General features: G+C 66.7%; 16 protein-coding genes and 1 tRNA gene. 13 read left to right on the top strand and 4 right to left on the bottom strand.

The genetic code is table 11. The annotated features are described in order from the left end of the window. Positions 1–140: 140 nt before the first annotated feature. The 10 genes from AC5P6S_RS04555 to AC5P6S_RS04510 all read left to right on the top strand — a co-directional run bounded on the left by AC5P6S_RS04555 (position 141) and on the right by AC5P6S_RS04510 (position 10,316). A complete protein-coding gene (locus AC5P6S_RS04555; RefSeq protein ID WP_005410091.1) occupies positions 141–755 on the top strand; it encodes a CDP-alcohol phosphatidyltransferase family protein in 615 nt (204 codons plus the stop codon). A gap of 22 nt (positions 756–777) precedes the next feature. Beyond that, entirely contained in the window at positions 778–1,842 is a 1,065-nt protein-coding gene (gene phaE, locus AC5P6S_RS04550; protein ID WP_043034665.1) for a class III poly(R)-hydroxyalkanoic acid synthase subunit PhaE, read from the top strand. Beyond that, the gene (gene phaC / locus AC5P6S_RS04545; protein ID WP_005410089.1) at positions 1,839–2,906 is read left to right on the top strand and encodes a class III poly(R)-hydroxyalkanoic acid synthase subunit PhaC; all 1,068 of its coding nucleotides are present in this window, start codon (positions 1,839–1,841) and stop codon (positions 2,904–2,906) included. The genes phaE and phaC overlap by 4 nt, the downstream gene beginning before the upstream one ends. A gap of 31 nt (positions 2,907–2,937) precedes the next feature. Further along, on the top strand, positions 2,938–3,306 hold the full coding sequence (locus AC5P6S_RS04540; RefSeq protein ID WP_005413813.1) for a YfeK family protein: 369 nt from the start codon (positions 2,938–2,940) through the stop codon (positions 3,304–3,306). A gap of 64 nt (positions 3,307–3,370) precedes the next feature. After that, positions 3,371–3,574, top strand: coding sequence for a PspC domain-containing protein (locus AC5P6S_RS04535; RefSeq protein WP_005410087.1), 204 nt, complete (start codon positions 3,371–3,373; stop codon positions 3,572–3,574). After that, positions 3,571–4,023: a hypothetical protein gene (locus AC5P6S_RS04530; RefSeq protein WP_033833143.1), complete on the top strand. Its 453-nt coding sequence runs from the start codon at positions 3,571–3,573 to the stop codon at positions 4,021–4,023. The genes AC5P6S_RS04535 and AC5P6S_RS04530 overlap by 4 nt, the downstream gene beginning before the upstream one ends. A 719-nt stretch (positions 4,024–4,742) precedes the next feature. Then, positions 4,743–4,958, top strand: a complete 216-nt coding sequence (locus AC5P6S_RS04525; RefSeq protein ID WP_005410085.1) for a hypothetical protein — start codon at positions 4,743–4,745, stop codon at positions 4,956–4,958. A 207-nt stretch (positions 4,959–5,165) separates the two neighbouring features. Continuing rightward, on the top strand, positions 5,166–7,553 hold the full coding sequence (locus AC5P6S_RS04520) for a Tex family protein (protein ID WP_049397485.1): 2,388 nt from the start codon (positions 5,166–5,168) through the stop codon (positions 7,551–7,553). Between the two features lie 208 nt (positions 7,554–7,761). Next, on the top strand, positions 7,762–9,951 hold the full coding sequence (locus AC5P6S_RS04515; protein ID WP_005410083.1) for a PAS domain S-box protein: 2,190 nt from the start codon (positions 7,762–7,764) through the stop codon (positions 9,949–9,951). Positions 9,952–10,013: 62 nt separating this feature from the next. After that, complete coding sequence (locus AC5P6S_RS04510) at positions 10,014–10,316, top strand: hypothetical protein (RefSeq protein WP_012480609.1); 303 nt, start codon at positions 10,014–10,016, stop codon at positions 10,314–10,316. On the opposite strand, the gene AC5P6S_RS04505 is transcribed toward AC5P6S_RS04510, so the two are convergent. After that, positions 10,258–10,548 (bottom strand): putative quinol monooxygenase, encoded by a 291-nt coding sequence (locus tag AC5P6S_RS04505; RefSeq protein WP_024957815.1) that lies wholly within the window; start codon positions 10,546–10,548, stop codon positions 10,258–10,260. The two genes, AC5P6S_RS04510 and AC5P6S_RS04505, sit on opposite strands and share 59 nt — an antisense overlap. 61 nt (positions 10,549–10,609) lie before the next feature. Next, a complete protein-coding gene (locus tag AC5P6S_RS04500; protein ID WP_111197243.1) occupies positions 10,610–11,698 on the bottom strand; it encodes a DUF5694 domain-containing protein in 1,089 nt (362 codons plus the stop codon). Between the two features lie 152 nt (positions 11,699–11,850). On the opposite strand from AC5P6S_RS04500, the gene AC5P6S_RS04495 reads away from it, so the two are divergent. Then, positions 11,851–12,396, top strand: coding sequence for a GNAT family N-acetyltransferase (locus AC5P6S_RS04495; protein WP_181501369.1), 546 nt, complete (start codon positions 11,851–11,853; stop codon positions 12,394–12,396). Positions 12,397–12,650: 254 nt separating this feature from the next. After that, positions 12,651–14,477, top strand: a complete 1,827-nt coding sequence (locus AC5P6S_RS04490; protein ID WP_062607287.1) for a methyl-accepting chemotaxis protein — start codon at positions 12,651–12,653, stop codon at positions 14,475–14,477. Here the strand turns inward: AC5P6S_RS04490 and AC5P6S_RS04485 are convergent. Next, the gene (locus AC5P6S_RS04485) at positions 14,474–15,907 is read right to left on the bottom strand and encodes a GGDEF domain-containing protein (protein ID WP_043034670.1); all 1,434 of its coding nucleotides are present in this window, start codon (positions 15,905–15,907) and stop codon (positions 14,474–14,476) included. The genes AC5P6S_RS04490 and AC5P6S_RS04485 overlap by 4 nt on opposite strands. 200 nt (positions 15,908–16,107) lie before the next feature. Beyond that, positions 16,108–16,193, bottom strand: a tRNA-Leu gene (locus AC5P6S_RS04480). 132 nt (positions 16,194–16,325) lie between these two features. On the opposite strand from AC5P6S_RS04480, the gene AC5P6S_RS04475 reads away from it, so the two are divergent. Further along, positions 16,326–16,706, top strand: coding sequence for a response regulator (locus AC5P6S_RS04475; RefSeq protein WP_005410076.1), 381 nt, complete (start codon positions 16,326–16,328; stop codon positions 16,704–16,706).

Here is a 16,706-nt window from a genome sequence, read left to right as displayed (position 1 = left end):
CCTAGGCTGTCAAGATGGGTGGCGAAAAATTCACCGCCGGTGAGGGCAGGTGAGGGTGTGGTGAAGGCGGGTCCTGCCAGTGCTGTCGCCAGCGGCGGCGCTCGCGGTAACCTGTGGGCCTTGATGCTCCGTGAGACCCCATGAAACGTCACTTCTCGATGCTGCGCGAATTCCAGCTGGCCGACTGGTTCACCCTGGCCAATGCTTTCTGCGGCACCGGTGCGGTCTTTGCCGCGATGCGCTTCCTGCAGGACGGCGAGCGTGGCTACCTGCTGTTCGGCATGGCGTTGATCCCGCTGGCCTTCATCTTCGACGCGCTCGACGGGCGCATCGCGCGCTGGCGCAAGTCCAGTTCCACCCTGGGCCGCGAGCTGGACTCGCTGTCGGACGTGATCTCCTTCGGCGTGGCGCCGGCGGCGCTGGCCTATGCCTGCGGCATGCAGGGCGGCTGGGACTGGCTGGTGCTGAGCTACTTCGTCTGCTGCGGTGTCAGCCGCCTGGCACGCTACAACGTCACTGCCGAGGCGCTGGCCGGCGACGAGGGCAAGGTCACGTATTTCGAGGGCACCCCGATCCCGACCAGCCTGGTGCTGGTGATCGTGCTGGCGATCGCCGCCGGTACCGATGCCATCGGCCAGGACCTCTGGTTCGGCCAGTGGCAGATCGGCCCGTGGCAGCTGCACCCGATGGTGCTGTTGTTCGCCCTGTCCGGGTCGCTGATGATCAGCAAGACCCTGCGTATCCCCAAGCCATGAGCCAGCCCTGCGGAGGCCTGCGATGACCAGCTCGGCCCACGACGCCGGCAGCAGCGATTTCGAAACGCTGGCGCGGCAGTACTTCGGTGCCTGGGGCGATGCGCTGCGCCACGCGAGCACGCCCGGTGCACCGGGCGGCGGCGACCCCGGCAGCTGGCAACGGCTGTTCGACTGGTGGAGCCAGCTGTTGCCCGAACAGGGGCAGGGCGCGCCGGAAGATGCCATGCGCCGTTTCCGCGAACAGGCCGGCAGCTGGTACGGCACCATGCAGGAGGTCGCCGCACGATTTGCCGGCCGCGACGCCAGCAGTGCCGAGGTGGCCCAGGCCTGGCGCGAGGCGGTGCAGGGGCAGGGCGATGGCATGCTGCAGTGGATGCTGCAGGGCGCCCGTGGCAGCACCCACGCCGGCGCCACCGTGCCCGAATTCGCCGCATGGCTGCAGCAGTTCCAGCTGCAGGCGGGCCCGTGGCTGCAGAGCCCGGCGTTCGGCCCCGGCCGCGAGCACCAGGCGCGCTGGCAGGCGCTGCTGCGGGCGCAGGAGGAGTACCAGCAGCATTCGCGCGCCTACGTTGATCAGATCAGGCAGGCGTTGGACGAGGCCTTCGCGTTGTTCGAGCAGCGTCTGGTCGAGCACGAACAGCCCGGCAGCCAGTTGACCAGCGCCCGCGCGATGTTCGACCTGTGGATCGAAGTGGCCGAGGAGGCCTACGCCAAGGTCGCCATGTCCGAACCGTTCCAGCAGGTGTACGCCTCGCTGGGCAACGCGCAGATGCGCCTGCGCGCCGGCCTGCAGCGCGAGGTGGAACAGATGAGTGAGCGAATCGGCCTGCCGACCCGCAGCGAGATGGACGCCGCGCATCGCCGTATTGCCGAACTGGAGCGCAGCCTTCGTCGCCTGCAGGCACAGGTGGCGGTGCTGGCGGGGACTGCCGCGGTCGATCCGGTGTCGCAGCCGGCACCGGCGAAGGTGAAGCCGGCCGCGCGCAAAGCCGTGAAGAAGGCGGCGCCGGCAAAGAAGGCGCCTGCAAAGAAGGTGTCTGCGAAGAAGGCTGCGTCTCGCGCTTCCACTCGGGCGCGTGACCGATGAAAGGACCGCTGGGCTTCAACGCCGATGACCTGATGCAGGAAACCCTGGCCATGCAGCGCAAGCTGATGGAAGGGCTGAAGCTGCTGCCGCAGGTGGAAGACGTGGACTATGGCGTGACCGCACGCGAGGAAGTCTGGCGTGACGGCAAGGTGGTGCTGTACCGCTTCGTCGGCGAACAGGCACCGACCCGGCGCACACCGCTGCTGATCGTCTACGCGCTGGTCAACCGGCCGTACATGGTCGACCTGCAGGCCGACCGTTCGCTGGTGCAGAAGCTGCTGGCGCTGGGCCAGGACGTGTACGTGCTGGACTGGGGCTACCCGGATAGGTCCGAACGCTTCCAGACCTTGGAGGACTACCTGCTGCGCTACATCGACGGCGCGGTCGATGCGCTGCGTGCGCGCAGTGGTGGCCCGGTGGACCTGCTGGGTATCTGCCAGGGCGGCGTGTTCGCACTCTGCTACGCCGCGCTGCGCCGGCAGAAGCTGGGCAAGCTGATCACCATGGTCACCCCGGTCGACTTCCAGACGGCTGACAACATGCTCTCGCATTGGGCGCGGCAGGTGGACGTGGACCTGCTGGTCGACACGCTGGGCAACATCCCGGCCGACCTGATGAATGCCAGTTACCTGATGCTCAAGCCATTCCGCCTGAACGTGCAGAAGTACGTCGGCCTGCTCGACATCCTCGATGACAAGGCCGCGCTGGAGGATTTCCTGCGCATGGAGAAGTGGATCTTCGATTCACCGGACCTGGCGGGCGAGGCGTTCCGCGATTTCATCAAGCAGTTCTATCAGGGCAATGGGCTGGTGAACGGCACGGTGCGGATCGGCGAGGAAGCGGTGGATCTGTCGCAGGTGACGCTGCCGGTGCTGAACATCTATGCCGAGCAGGACCATCTGGTGCCACCGGATGCCTCGCGCGCGATGCGCGGGCGTTTGGGCACGGACGACTACACCGAGTCCAGTTTCCGTGGTGGGCATATTGGTATCTACGTTTCCGGCCGCGCGCAGCGCGAAGTACCGGCCACGATCGATGGCTGGTTGAAGGCGCGCGATCTGTAGAGTCAAGCCATGCTCGACTGACTTGGGGGTGATGATGTACCGGATTTTGTTGATTCTTGCGGCACTGCTGACAGCACCACTTGCCCACGCCGCACCCAGTACGGATGCACGCCGGGAGATCGCCCAGCTGATCGCCAGCCTGGATGGCTCCCAATGCCGTTTCCAGCGCAATGGCAGCTGGTACGACGGCAGCGACGCGCGCGCGCACCTGCAGCGCAAGTACGATTACCTGCTGAAAAAGGGCATGGTGGACAGCGCCGAGCAGTTCATCGAGCGCGCTGCCAGCCAGAGCAGCATGAGTGGCAAACCCTACCGCATCCAGTGTCCGGGGCAGCCTGAACAGACCGCAGCCGCCTGGTTCGGCGCACGCCTGCAGGCCCTGCGCCACCGCACGCCGTAGACATGGGGGCGGTGTAGAGTCGAGCCATGTTCGACTGCCTTGTCCGTTTCCCGGAGCTGCCGCCATGAACACGACGCCCAAAACGCTGTCGCGCTCATTGAACGACCGCATGATTGCCGGCGTGATGGGCGGCATTGCCCATCGCTTCGGCTGGAATGCAACTTTGCTGCGGGTGATCTACGTGCTGGTTTCGCTGGCCTCCGCCGCCTTCCCTGGCATCCTGGTCTACCTGATCCTGTGGCTCCTGATCCCCAACGAGGCCGATTGAAGACTGGAGCAACGCCCTGGCCGATCTGGCTGCGCGCGCTGCAGGTGCTGGGCGCGGTGTGGACGTCACCCAATTCCCTGCTCGGCGTGATCGGCGGCCTGGCCGGCATGCTCGGCGGCGCGACATTGCGCTGGAGCGGCCGTGACTGCGCGCTGGTGTTCGACCACTGGCCGTGGGGGCCAGGCGGGGCGATCACCCTGGGGAACGTGATCCTGCACACCGGCCATGACCTGGGCATTTCCTGCCGCACCTATGCGCATCAGGCAGGGTGGGGCGTGGAGCCGCTGATCCGGCTGGATGATCACGAACGGGCGCACGTGTACCAGTACATGGTGCTGGGCCCGCTGTACCTGCCGGTGTACCTGCTGTGCGGCGGGGTGAGTGCGCGCAATCCGTTCGAACGGGCGGCCGATCATTTCGCCCGGTTCGGGCGTGGCTGGTGGCCGTAGTTTCCAGCCAACGGCGCAGCCCCTCGTGGGTGGTCGCGGAATGCGTTTCATGCGATTGGGCCGGGCGGGGTGGGTTCGCGGGACACGCCGTGAACCCGTCCCTGGGGGCTCGATGGCGCCATCCATGGCGCCAACGGTCCCGCGAATCCACCCCGCCCGGCCCCTGACAGTTTCCGTGCGCGTCCAGCCACGGAGAAGAAATAGAACAGCAGAAGCGGGTCGCGCGCTGCGCTTGCTCGCGAGCGGGGCATGGCTTGGCTTGGCTCTACAGGAAGCAACAAATCAGCCGGCCAGGCTGTTTTTGCTTTTGATCTTCTTTTTTCTTTTCCGTGGGTGAACGTGCCCGAAAAACTGTCAGGGGCCGGGCGGGGTGGGTGCGCGGGACCGTTGGCGCCATGGATGGCGCCATCGAGCCCCCAGGGACGGGTTCACGGCGTGTCCTGCGCACCCACCCCGCCCGGCCCAATCACATGAAACGCGTTACACGACCACCCACGAGGGGCTGCGCCGTTGGCGGGAATCCCCCCACGGATTCGTTAGTCGGAAGTTAAAGATCCGTAAGCATTCTGCTGCGATCCCGCAGTCATCTGCATGCAACCGATCGTCATTAGCCTTTTTGACGTTCCAGTCAGGTCCGACGCGGTAAGCTCTCCCTCGATGAGCTCGCAGCATCGTTCATCGAGTGCAGTACGCAGTAGCAATTTGGAGGAATACATCACATGGCAATCGTTCTTTATGTCGGTGGTAGCAAGGATGGCGAGAAGGGCGTGGTGCCCTACGGCTTCAGCAAATCCCGCGCCGACACCGCGCTGGGGCCGGAGTTCTACACGGAGCGGTTCATGGAACTGCAGGGTGTCGGCAAGGTCCGCCTGATGGCCCTGGAAGGCATGCGTGACGAGATCGTCATGCAGCGCGCCGCCCGCCACTACCGCTGACCTTCGCAACACGCGGCAGGGCGCGCCCACCATCGCGCGCCCGCGCCGGCATCCCAGCCCAGGGCCAGTCCGAGCCCTCTCTCCGCCAGGATGCCGGCGTCCACTCCGGCCCCGCCGCTGAACCTCGCCCCCTGTCAATGCCTTGTCCGGCTCCGTCGTGGATTGCCAGAATGGGATCTTCCCGTACCGCGGCACAGACCTGAAGCAATGCACGACGCCAAGAACGCCCAGAGCGCGCTCGCCCAGCAGATCGCCCAGACCATCGCCGACGAGATCGGTGCCCAGTCCGCCCAGGTGCGCGCCGCCGTCGGCCTGCTCGACGAGGGCGCCAGCGTTCCGTTCATCGCGCGCTACCGCAAGGAAGTGACCGGGGGCCTGGACGACACCCAGCTGCGCAACCTGGAAACCCGGCTGACCTACCTGCGCGAGCTGGAGGAGCGCCGTGCGGCGGTGCTGGCCAGCATCGGCGAGCAGGGCAAGCTCAGCGACGAGCTGCGCAACGACATCCTGGCCGCCGACACCAAGAGCCGGCTGGAAGACCTGTACCTGCCGTACAAGCCCAAGCGCCGTACCCGCGCCCAGATCGCCCGCGAGGCCGGTCTCGAGCCGCTGGCCGATGGACTGCTGGCCGACCCCACGCAGGATCCGCAGGCCTTCGCCGCCGCCTTCGTCAACACCGACAAGGGCGTGGCCGACACCAAGGCCGCGCTGGAAGGTGCGCGCGCGATCCTGATGGAGCGCTGGGGCGAGGACGCCGCGCTGGTCGGCGAGCTGCGCACCTGGCTGGGAGAGAACGGCGTGATCCGTGCCCGCGTGGCCGAGGGCAAGGAAACCGAAGGCGCCAAGTACCGCGACTATTTCGAGCATGCCGAATCTCTGGCGAAGATTCCTTCGCACCGGTTGCTGGCGCTGTTCCGCGCGCGCCGCGAAGAGATCCTGTTCCTGGAACTGGACCCGGGCAGCGATGCCGAGGCCGGCCACCAGTACGCCGAAGGCCGCGTGGCGCGCAGGGCCGGCATCGCCGACCGGGGCCGCGCCGCCGATCGCTGGCTGCTGGACGCCTGCCGCCTGACCTGGCGCGCCAAGCTGCACACCCATCTGCTGCTGGACCTGTTCAACCAGGCCCGCGAGAAGGCCGAGGCTGAGGCCATCGCGGTGTTCGGCGACAACCTGAAGGATCTGCTGCTGGCCGCACCGGCGGGCCCGAAGACCGTGCTTGGGCTGGACCCGGGCATCCGCACCGGCTGCAAGATCGCCGTGGTCGATGCCACAGGCAAGCTGGTGGCCACCGACACCATCTACCCGCATGAGCCACGTCGCCAGTGGGACCAGTCGGTGCAGACGATCAAGCAACTGTGCGCCAAGCACAACGTTGAACTGATCGCGATCGGCAACGGCACCGCCAGCCGCGAAACCGACAAGCTGGCCGGCGAAGCGATCAAGGCTGCCGCCAACCCGAAGCTGCAGAAGGTCGTGGTCAGCGAGGCGGGCGCCTCGGTGTACTCGGCCTCCGAGTTCGCGGCCAAGGAGTTCCCGGGGCTGGACGTGTCGCTGCGTGGCGCGGTGTCGATCGCGCGTCGCCTGCAGGACCCGCTGGCCGAACTGGTCAAGATCGAACCCAAGGCGATCGGTGTCGGCCAGTACCAGCACGATGTGGACCAGTACCGGCTGGCACGGGCGCTGGACGCGCGCGTGGAGGACTGCGTGAACGCCGTGGGCGTGTACGTGAACACCGCATCGGCCGCGCTGCTGTCGCGGGTGTCCGGCCTGTCGGCCACGGTGGCCGAGAACATCGTGCGCCATCGTGACGAGAACGGCCCGTTCAAGCGCCGCAAGGATCTGCTGAAGGTCGCGCGCCTGGGCGAGAAGACCTTCGAACAGTGCGCCGGCTTCCTGCGCATCGCCGACGGCGACCAGCCGCTGGATGCTTCGGCGGTGCACCCCGAAGCCTATCCGGTGGTCGAGCGCATCGTGGCCAGCACCGCACGCCCGATCAAGGCGCTGATCGGTGATGGCAGCTTCCTGCGTGGCCTGAAGGCCGAGCAGTTCACCGATGACACCTTCGGCTTGCCGACCGTGCGCGACATCCTGAAGGAACTGGAGAAGCCGGGCCGCGACCCGCGTCCGGAGTTCAAGGCTGCGCGCTTCGCCGAAGGCGTGGAGGACATCAAGGACCTGCGCGAGGGCATGGTGCTGGAAGGCGTGGTGAGCAACGTGGCGGCCTTCGGTGCCTTCGTCGATATCGGCGTGCACCAGGACGGCCTGATCCACATTTCGGCGCTGTCCGACACCTTCGTGAAGGACCCGCGTGACGTGGTCAAGGCTGGCGACATCGTCAAGGTGAAGGTGCTGGAGGTGGACGTGGCGCGCAAGCGCATTGCCCTGACCCGGCGCCTGGACGATACCCCCGGGCAGGCCACCAGCCGCCCGGGCCAGCGTGATGAGCGCGGCCATGGGCAGGGTCCGCGCCGGGATGCAGGCGGCCAGAACCGCGGGCCGAACCGGGGCCAGGGCAATGGTGGCCGTCCCGCCGCGTCCACGCCCCCGGCCAACAACGCCCTGGCCGAGGCCTTCGCCCGCGCCAAGCGTAGTTGAGGACCGTGTTCCCCGTCACGCTTGATTCGTGGCGGGGGACTTGTCGATTTTCCCCGTGATTGCGCACACTTGCGCTTGAGGGGAGGCGTCCGGCCACCCCGCTGTCGCTGGGGAGGGCCATGACGCCAGCAGGACCCGTCGTCTTCGTTGAGGTCTGCAGCGTCGCGCTGCGGCCGCTGCCTGCCTGCGCGGGCCGGGGGCAGCGGTGATGGCGGGCCAGGGCACCAACGGCAACGGGTTGCTGGAGCGCCGCCTGCAGGCGCTGGCCGAAGAGCGTCGGCGGCTGGCGATGATCATCGATGGCACCGCCGCAGGCACCTGGGAATGGAACGTGCAGAACGGCGAGATGCGGGTCAACGCGCGCTGGGCCGAGATTGTCGGTTACCGCCTGGAAGAGCTGGAGCCGGTCTGCCAGAAGACCTTCCTGAAGCTGGTCCATCCCGATGACATAGCGCTGTCGGACGCGGCACTGGACGAGCATTTCGAGGGGCGCACCGACAACTACGCGTGCCTGCTGCGGATGCGCCACAAGAATGGCCAGTGGATATGGATCCAGGACCGTGGCCGCGTCTTCGAATGGGACGCGCAGGGCAAACCATTGTGGATGGCCGGTGCGCATGCCGACGTGACCGAGCTGCAGCAGGCCCGACAGGATGCGGCCGAAACACGGCAACGCCTGCAGGCCGTGGTCGATGCCTCCGACGAGGTGGCGGTGATCGCCACCGATATCGATGGCACCATCACCCTGTTCAACACCGGCGCGCAACGCCTGCTGGGCTACAGCGCGGCGGATGTGGTCGGCCAGCGCCGGCTGGATGCCTTCCACGATCCGCAGGAACTGAATGCCTGGCTGCGACCGCTGGCCGATGCCGATGGCCAACTGCCAGATGTGTTCGAGGCACTCAGTGCGCGTGCCGATGGCCAGACCTATTCGCGGCAATGGACGCTGCTGCGCAAGGACGGCCAGCCACGCCAGGTACGCCTCTCGATCAGCCGCATGGACGGTGCCGACGGTGTACGCATCGGCTATGTCGGGATGGCCATCGACATCACCGAGATCCTGCAGGCGAGGGCCGAAGCGCGCTTGTCCGCGGAGAAGTTCGCCGGTGCGTTCACCTCGGCTGCGCTGGGCATGGCGCTGGTGTCACTGGAAGGGCGATGGCTGGACGTCAACGATGCGCTGTGCCGGATCCTCGGCTATCCGCGGGAAGAGCTGCTGCAGGTGGATTTCCAGCGTCTCACCCATCCTGATGACCTGCAGACCGACCTGGCCCTGGTGCAGGACCTGCTGGCCGGGCGTCGCAGCCACTACCACCTGGAAAAGCGTTATCTCGATCGCGATGGCAAGGTCATCTGGGCCCGATTGTCGGTCTCGCTGGTGCGCAACGAGCATGGCGAGCCGTTGCATTTCGTGTCGCAGATCCAGGACATCACCGCCCAGCGCAGCAGCGAGCAGCGGCTGTTCGAGAGCGAACAGCGCAGCCGCATCACCCTGGATGCCGTGGCCGACCTGGTGCTGAGCGTCAGCCTCGATGGCCGTATCGATTACGCCAATGCCGCTGCAGTACGCATGTTGGCCGGCGATGGCGCGTTGTCGCTGGCCGGACACAAGGTGCAGGATGTGCTGGCGCTGACCACCGAATACGCGCCGGGTTCGGTGCTGGACGTGTCGGTACTGCTGGATCCGGACAGCAATGCGGTCGACCTGCATGCCGACCTGCTGCTGCGCCTGGGTGCCGCCACGGTGCCGGTGGACCTGACCCGCGCCTGGTTGCGCGATGACGAGGGCCACGTGCGAGGCGCGGTCTGGGTGCTGCGCGACGATACCCAGCAGCGTGCCCGCCAGCGCGAGGCGCGTCATCTGGCCGAGATCGATCCGCTGACCGAACTGAGCAACCGCCGTGGCTTCGAGGTGCATCTGCAGCAGGCGATCACCCGTGTTGAACGTACCGGCCAGGCCGCGTCGCTGATGTACATCGATCTGGATCGGTTCAAGCCGATCAACGATACCTGGGGCCATCTGGCTGGCGATGCGGTGCTCTGGGCGGTGGCCAGCGTTCTGCGTCACGGGGTGCGCGATTCGGATGTGGTGGCGCGGCTGGGCGGCGATGAGTTCGCCGTGATCCTGTCCGGTTGCACGCCGCGTCGTGCAGCGCGCATTGGCGGCGAGCTGCTGCACACCCTGGCGTCGCTGTCGATTCCGTGGGACCAGGACCGGTTGCGGGTAGGGGCCAGCATCGGCATCGCGCCGCTGGCCGGGGGGATGAGCGTGGATCAGGCGGTGGCCGCGGCCGATGCCCAGTGTTACCGGGCCAAGGCGATGGGCCGCAACAACGTGCAGGTGCAGGGCGAGGCCAGTGAGCTGCCGGGCGATGATTCCGAGGTCGTCGAGGGCTGATCTCAGCCTGTGAGAGGGCGGGCGCAAATACTCCGCGCACCTCCTCTCTTACAGGTGATCCCATGAATGTCTGCAACCCGATGGCGGTGCGTGCCTTCGCCCCGGCCCTGGTCGGCTGGTGCCTGGCCCTGGCGGCCGGGCTCCGGCTGGAGGAGGTGCGTGAGGACCGTCTCGCCCAGGCAATGTTGCCGGTGCTGCAGGCGAGCGTGGTGGCGCTGCTGGCCCTCACCCTGGCGTGCACGGTGGCGGCCAGCCTGGTGCTGTGGCGGCACAGGCGCCGGGATCACCGTCGCGTTGATGCCGGCACTACAGAGGCGCAGCATCCATCAGCAGGAACCGGCATGGCGCGCGCTGGAAGGCATTGATCTGCGGCACCAGCCGCTGGAAATGTTCGCTGGCGCAGTGGATGTCCAGGGCGGCGCGGTCCGGCCATTGCTCGATGAAGATGAAGTGCCCGGGATCCTTCTGGTCCACGAACAGTTCATAGCCGAGGCAGAGCGGCTCGCGCTGCGTGCACGCGACCAGTTCCCGGTACAGCGGAAGCACGGTGTCCACGGCATCGGGATGGATGAAGTCTTCGGCGATGACCTTGAGCATGCAGGCACCTCTGGATGGGGCCCTGCAGGATAGTGCCGGCGGGTGGCCGGCACCCATCCCGTCAACGCAATACTGCGTCCGCACTGACCAGCTGCACATCGTGCATCTGGTTGAGGTAGGCCTCGTAGTAGCCCTTGTGCGAGGCACCGACGATGGTCAGCATGCGGGTGCCCGGGTGCTGGCCGAGCACGTCGCGCATGTTGGCGACCATGCGCAGGTTGCGGGTTTCCCAGTAGCCCACGTAGTTGCGGCCGAAGCCTTCCGGCGAGGGTTCGACGAGCGTCGCGCCGAAATCGCTGTTGAAGGCCAGCATCGCGGCCTCGGGTGCGTTGTAGGCGCGATACATCGCGAGCAACCCATCCGGTTGAGCAAGATTGGCTTCCAGTCGTTCATCGGCCGCCCGGCGCGCTTTGGCGAAGGAATTGTCCCAGGCACCGCGTATGGCGGCAGCGTAGGCCTTCTGCTGCGATTCCGGTGTAGGCGAATCCGCAGTGTGGTCGTCGACCGCCCACAGCCGCTCCAGCCCCAGGCGCGCGGCGAGGACGCCGGCCACCAGGCCGGCCTCGTTGCGGCGTGCGATGCGCGTGTCGAGGAACTGCACCAGCTCCGGTGTCAGGCTGTCCGAGGCACGTCGCTCTTGCCTGGGCAGCCGCAGCCATTGGACGACTGCCGAGCTGCTCTCGCCCGCAGCCAGGAACACTGCGGCCAATCGGCGTCGCTGGGCAGCGGTTGGCGCCTTCGGCCAATCCGCAAGCAGGCGTTCCATCTCCACGTTGGCGCTGGGCACGTCCAGGCCGGTGGCGGCCTGCGCCGGCGCCGGATCGACGCAGTAGTCCGCTACGCTCTCGGCGTATCGGGCCGGATTGCGGCGCATGAAGTCACACTGCAGGCCGGACAGGTTCTCTACCGCGATCGCGGTGGGCCGCCAGGCTTCCAGGCGCTGCAGCAGAGGTTCCAGCATCGCCGGCGTGAAGGTCTCCGGCAGGCTGGACAGGTGCGGGCTGCCCAGCACCAGCACTTCGTTCGGGCGCCCTGCGGGCGGTCCCTTCAGCTGGTCCGGGTGGAAGGCCGGTCGATAGGCGGTGTCGTTGGCCAGCGCGCTGCTGCTGCACACGGCCAGGAAGAGAAGGCTGGCAAAGCGAGGGAACATGCGATCTCCATGTCGATGAGCATCCTGCGGGACCTTCATGCTGGTCATATTCTCCTGCCGCGGAATCCCGCATTGGTCATGTAAACCTTTTTGCCTTGAGCTGCATCCTTCTGCTGAGCGATGCTGTACCCAGCGCTCAGGCAATGCAGAACATGACATCCGACGACTGGACCATCGACAGTCCGCGGCTGCACCTCCGGCCATTCACGCCCGGTGACGCCGACGAGGCATTTGCGGGAATCACCCCCGGGCTGACCCGCTACATGTCCTTCGAGCCGCCGCCGTCGAAGGAGGCGTTTGCTGCTGTCTGGCGAACGTGGCTGCCCACCATCGCCGACGGGACCGACATCACGTTCGTGATCCGCAGGGGCGAGGATGGTGTATTCCTTGGCCTGGCAGGCCTGCATCGAGCCCGTGACGCAGAACCCGAACTGGGCATCTGGATCGCAGAAATGATGCATGGGCACGGCTATGGTCGCGAAGCCGTGGCGGCGGTGTGGTCGGCCGCCTCAGGGCGCCTGCGCTGTGCTGCGTTCCGCTATCCGGTGGCCGAGCAGAACCGGTCCAGCCGTTCCCTCGCTGAGTCCCTCGGGGGACTGCCTGTAGCACGTGAGCAGGGCGTGAAGTACACGGCAATCGTCTACCGCATTCCGGCTGCAATGCACGGAGTTGCGACGGACGTCGCGGAATCCCGCTAAAGCGGCTGACGGCATCGCCGATACTCCCTCTGGATCCCGCTCCAGTCACCCGCTGCAGGACCCCAGGCTGCCCCCGATGGGCGGTCCGCGCAGTGTGTTCCGCCGCTCCCAGATGCCGATCGCACCCGCAGCAGACGTTCTTGGCAGTCGCTCGAGAGGTGCCGTTGGCACCTGTAGTCCCTGGCAACTGATGTTGCCGCCGGGCATCCCGCCCGTCGGGTCACAACCGCTTACCGGACACCGAGGATCAGACAATGCTCATTCCAGGCTTCACGGCAGGCGCGCAGGCGCCGGCCGAGCTGCACACCCGTTGGTCGCCGTGGCGTGCGCTGCTTGGCGTACTGGCGCCGCAGCAACGCACCGGCACAGAGAAGGCGATGACCGAGCGCACCGAGCTGGAAGCGCAGGTGGCCGCGCTGCATCGCGTGCAGGCCGTCATCGAGTTCGCGCTCGACGGCACCATCCTGCAGGCCAATGACAATTTCCTGCAGGCGATGGGCTACCGGCTGGAGGAGATCCAGGGCAAGCATCATTCCCTGTTCGTCGACCCCGAGCTGGCGCGCAGCGCCGAATACCGCGACTTCTGGGCGCGCTTGGGGCGCGGCGAGTACGACGCCGGACAGTACCGCCGCTTCGGCAAGGGCCAGCGCGAGATCTGGATCCAGGCCTCGTACAACCCGGTACTGGACCGCCAGGGGCGGCCGTACAAGGTGGTCAAGTTCGCGACCGACATCACCGCGCAGAAGCTGCAGGCGGCCGACTCGGCGGGGCAACTGGCCGCGATCGCCAAGTCGCAGGCGGTGATCGAGTTCAGCATGGATGGCCGCATCCTGTCGGCCAATGACAATTTCCTGGCCGCCACCGGCTACAGCCTGGACGAAGTGCGCGGGCAGCACCATTCGTTGTTTGTCGAGCCCGAGCATCGCAGCAGCATCGAATATCGCCAGTTCTGGGAGAAACTGGGGCGCGGCGAATATGACGCCGGCCAGTATCGGCGTCTTGGCAAAGGCGGGCGTGAGGTCTGGATCCAGGCGTCCTACAACCCGATCCTGGACCTCAATGGCAAGCCGTTCAAGGTCGTCAAGTACGCCACCGACATCACCGCGCAGGTGCATGAAAACCAGGCCATGCAGCGCGCGGTGGCGCAGACCCGCGAGGTGGTGGCCGCGGCCAAGCAGGGCGATCTGACCCAGCGCGTGGCCACCGCCGACAAGAATGGCTCGATCGCCGAACTGTGCGAAGGCGTGAATTCGCTGGTCGAGGCGATGGCCGCGATCATCGGCCAGATCAAGTTCGCCGCGGACACCATCGCGGTCGGCGCGACTGAAATCGCACAGGGCAACAGCGACCTCTCGCAGCGCACCGAGCAGCAGGCGGCTTCGCTCGAGGAAACCGCGGTGTCGATGAAGGGCCTGGCCGAGACCGTGCAGCGCACCGCCACCAACGCGCGCCAGGCGAGCCAGCTGGCCGGTGGAGCCGCCGATGTCGCTGCGCGCGGCGGCAGTGTGGTGCATGAGGTGGTCGAGACGATGGCGGTGATCAATGCCTCGTCGCGGCGCATCGTCGACATCATCGGGGTGATCGACGGCATCGCCTTCCAGACCAACATTCTCGCGCTGAACGCAGCGGTCGAGGCGGCGCGTGCCGGTGAACACGGCCGTGGATTTGCCGTGGTTGCCACCGAGATCCGCGAGCTGTCGCAGCGTTCGGCCAGCGCAGCGAAGGAGATCAAGCACCTGATTGATGAGTCGGTTGCCAATGTGGGTGCCGGTACGGCGCAGGTTGAGAGCGCGGGCCGCACCATGGACGAGATCGTGACCAACGTCCGCCGGGTGAGCGACCTGATGACCGAAATCAGCACTGCCTCGCAGCAGCAGAGCGACGACATCCAGCAGATGAACCAGGCCGTCGATCTGATCGACCAGGGCACCCAGCAGAACGCGGCCCTGGTCGAGGAGGCGTCGGCGGCGGCACGCAGCATGGAAGAGCAGTCGGCGCAGCTGCTGCAGACGGTGGCCAGCTTCCGCTTGCAGGGCGGTGCCGGGCACCGGCACGGAGCGGCGGCGCTGCATGCGGTCTAGGCGCGGCGACCGGACTGTTCTTCCTTGGTTTCGGTGTCGCCGCGTACGCAGTTGCGACCGGCATGCTTGGCGCGATACAGGGCCTGGTCGGCGCGTTCGACCAGGCCGCGCGGATCGCCGTCTTCGCCGGGTGCCTGCCAGGCCACGCCGATGCTGATGGTGACGGTGGCCACGGGGGCGGGCAGGGCTGCGGCTTCGACCGAAGCGCGCAGCCGTTCGCCCAGGCCCAGGGCGTGGGTGGCATCGGGCGAGGGCAGGGCGGCGATGAACTCTTCGCCGCCATAGCGGGCCAGCAGATCGTCGCCCCGTTGCAGGCAGCCATCGAGGATGCCGGCGACGGCACGCAGGCGCCGATCACCTTCCGGATGGCCGTAGGTGTCGTTCAGCCGTTTGAAGTGGTCGATGTCGATCATCAGTACCGCCAGGCCCTGGCCCTGGCGGCGCGCGCGGCGGTGGGCCCGATCCAGCGACTCATCGAAGCTGCGCCGGTTGCCCAGTCCGGTCAGCGGATCGCGCCGCGCCAGCGTTTCCAGTTCATCGCGCTGGCGCTGGATCTCGACCTGGCTCAGCACGCTGCGCAGCGCATAGCCGAGCAGGGAGCCGATGAAGCCGACCGTGGCCAGGGTCGGCTGCAGGCGCGCGACCAGAAGCGCCACCAGCATCAGCAGCAAGGGCAGCATCAGTGGTACGCCGGCATCGACGATGCGCCGCAGGCTGCGGGATACCTCCATTGCCGGGCAGCGACGATGGCTGCCCGCCAGGATGGCCAGCAGCACGAACAGTCCACTGATCAGCAGGTCGCCCCAATTGCCGTCGGGCACCTGCGGCTGATAGGTATTGATGTAGAAGGCCAGCAGGAAATAGCCCAGCGCGTAGATCGTCAGCGTCCGGAAAAAATCGCGGCGATCCGGATCGTCCTCGGCCAGGAAACGGATCAGTGCGAAGCAGAACACCAGGCTGTTCTGCACGCCGCTCATGGTGTTCAGGCACTGCGTCCACAAGGCGGTGTTCAGCGGCGCCATCGCCCGCGCATGCAGGTAGTACAGCAGCCAAAGCAGGGCAATGATCCCGAGGTCCACCGCACGGATGTAGCGGTTCCCGCCGCCCGGGCTTGCAGCGACGTAGGTCAGGGGGATCCGGTAGAACACGTACAGGATCAGTGTTGAGGCGGTCATCTGCGCAGGGGCGAGGCCGGCCACATTGCGGTACAGCAGGGCCAGCAGCGCGAGAGAGAACAGGCCGACGGCCGCGCCGAGCAGTCGCCACTGGCAGGCCGCCTGGCTGACACGTGCACGCCGTACGCAGGCCAGTGCAGCCAGCAGCGGGGCGGTGATCAGCATCAGGTAGGAGCCGACCGGGTCCTGCGGGCCGACAAAGGCAATGACGAGCGCGTGCGTGACGAGAAAAAACAGTGCAGCACGCAACGTCATGCAGTCCCCCACCCCCGGATCCGGCGGGATCACGATAGGCAGATGTACGTGAGGCTGGCAAGAAAAGTGTGCACTACGTCTTGCGGCAACCCTGTCAACGGTCGCAGTTTTGCGTCAGCACAGTGACACCGGAGCGGCTATATGGGCCTGCATCGCCCGAAAAGCAAAAGGCCAGGTCATGGACCTGGCCTTTGATGCTGTGGTGCCGGTGAAAGGACTCGAACCTTCATGGGGTCACCCCCGGCTGATTTTGAGTCAGCTGCGTATACCATTCCGCCACACCGGCAGGCAGCGTGTGAGTGTAACCGAGGAGGGCAGGGCTTTCATAGGGGCAAGGCAGATCGAGGCGTTTCCTGTCGGCATCGGCTCTGCGATGGCTATACTGCGCCGGCTTGAATGCCTCCAGGAGCCATAGCCGATGACAGTGTTGCAGGACCTGAGGGTGCTGGTGGTCGAGAACGACGAGATGAGCGCGGCCTTGCTGCAGATGCAGCTGGTGCATGCCGGCGCGACCGTGGTCGGGTTGGCGGCGAGCGTGGCTGAAGCATTGCGCGTGCTGGAAGACTCGGTCCCCGATGTGGCCCTGCTGGACTATCGCCTGGCCCGCAACGAGACCAGCGAGCCGGTGGCGGCAGCATTGTCGGCGCGAGGCGTACCGTTCGTGCTTGCCACCGGAATGCTGGCTGAGCAGCTGCCCGAGTCTATGCTGTCCGGAGTACTGCTGGTCAAGCCGTATCTGTCGGCGGACCTGACCCGGGCGCTGAGCCGTGCGGTGGGCCGTTCCAGCGCGACGGCGTGA

The organism is Stenotrophomonas sp. YJH_SMC_119 (assembly GCF_059368315.1).
The sequence above is the reverse complement of the archived record's forward strand: the minus strand, read 5'-3'. Positions and strand labels throughout refer to the sequence as shown.

What these genes read in the sequence shown, in the direction of transcription:
- AC5P6S_RS04485 (WP_043034670.1), bottom strand. Translation starts at nt 15,907, where the DNA reads ATGACGTTGCGTGCTGCACTGTTTTTTCTCGTCACGCACGCGCTCGTC.
- AC5P6S_RS04525 (WP_005410085.1), top strand. Translation starts at nt 4,743, where the DNA reads ATGGCAATCGTTCTTTATGTCGGTGGTAGCAAGGATGGCGAGAAGGGC.
- AC5P6S_RS04495 (WP_181501369.1), top strand. Translation starts at nt 11,851, where the DNA reads ATGACATCCGACGACTGGACCATCGACAGTCCGCGGCTGCACCTCCGG.
- AC5P6S_RS04510 (WP_012480609.1), top strand. Translation starts at nt 10,014, where the DNA reads ATGAATGTCTGCAACCCGATGGCGGTGCGTGCCTTCGCCCCGGCCCTG.
- AC5P6S_RS04475 (WP_005410076.1), top strand. Translation starts at nt 16,326, where the DNA reads ATGACAGTGTTGCAGGACCTGAGGGTGCTGGTGGTCGAGAACGACGAG.
- AC5P6S_RS04535 (WP_005410087.1), top strand. Translation starts at nt 3,371, where the DNA reads ATGAACACGACGCCCAAAACGCTGTCGCGCTCATTGAACGACCGCATG.
- phaC (WP_005410089.1), top strand. Translation starts at nt 1,839, where the DNA reads ATGAAAGGACCGCTGGGCTTCAACGCCGATGACCTGATGCAGGAAACC.
- AC5P6S_RS04515 (WP_005410083.1), top strand. Translation starts at nt 7,762, where the DNA reads ATGGCGGGCCAGGGCACCAACGGCAACGGGTTGCTGGAGCGCCGCCTG.
- AC5P6S_RS04505 (WP_024957815.1), bottom strand. Translation starts at nt 10,548, where the DNA reads ATGCTCAAGGTCATCGCCGAAGACTTCATCCATCCCGATGCCGTGGAC.
- AC5P6S_RS04520 (WP_049397485.1), top strand. Translation starts at nt 5,166, where the DNA reads ATGCACGACGCCAAGAACGCCCAGAGCGCGCTCGCCCAGCAGATCGCC.
- AC5P6S_RS04490 (WP_062607287.1), top strand. Translation starts at nt 12,651, where the DNA reads ATGCTCATTCCAGGCTTCACGGCAGGCGCGCAGGCGCCGGCCGAGCTG.
- AC5P6S_RS04555 (WP_005410091.1), top strand. Translation starts at nt 141, where the DNA reads ATGAAACGTCACTTCTCGATGCTGCGCGAATTCCAGCTGGCCGACTGG.
- phaE (WP_043034665.1), top strand. Translation starts at nt 778, where the DNA reads ATGACCAGCTCGGCCCACGACGCCGGCAGCAGCGATTTCGAAACGCTG.
- AC5P6S_RS04500 (WP_111197243.1), bottom strand. Translation starts at nt 11,698, where the DNA reads ATGTTCCCTCGCTTTGCCAGCCTTCTCTTCCTGGCCGTGTGCAGCAGC.
- AC5P6S_RS04540 (WP_005413813.1), top strand. Translation starts at nt 2,938, where the DNA reads ATGATGTACCGGATTTTGTTGATTCTTGCGGCACTGCTGACAGCACCA.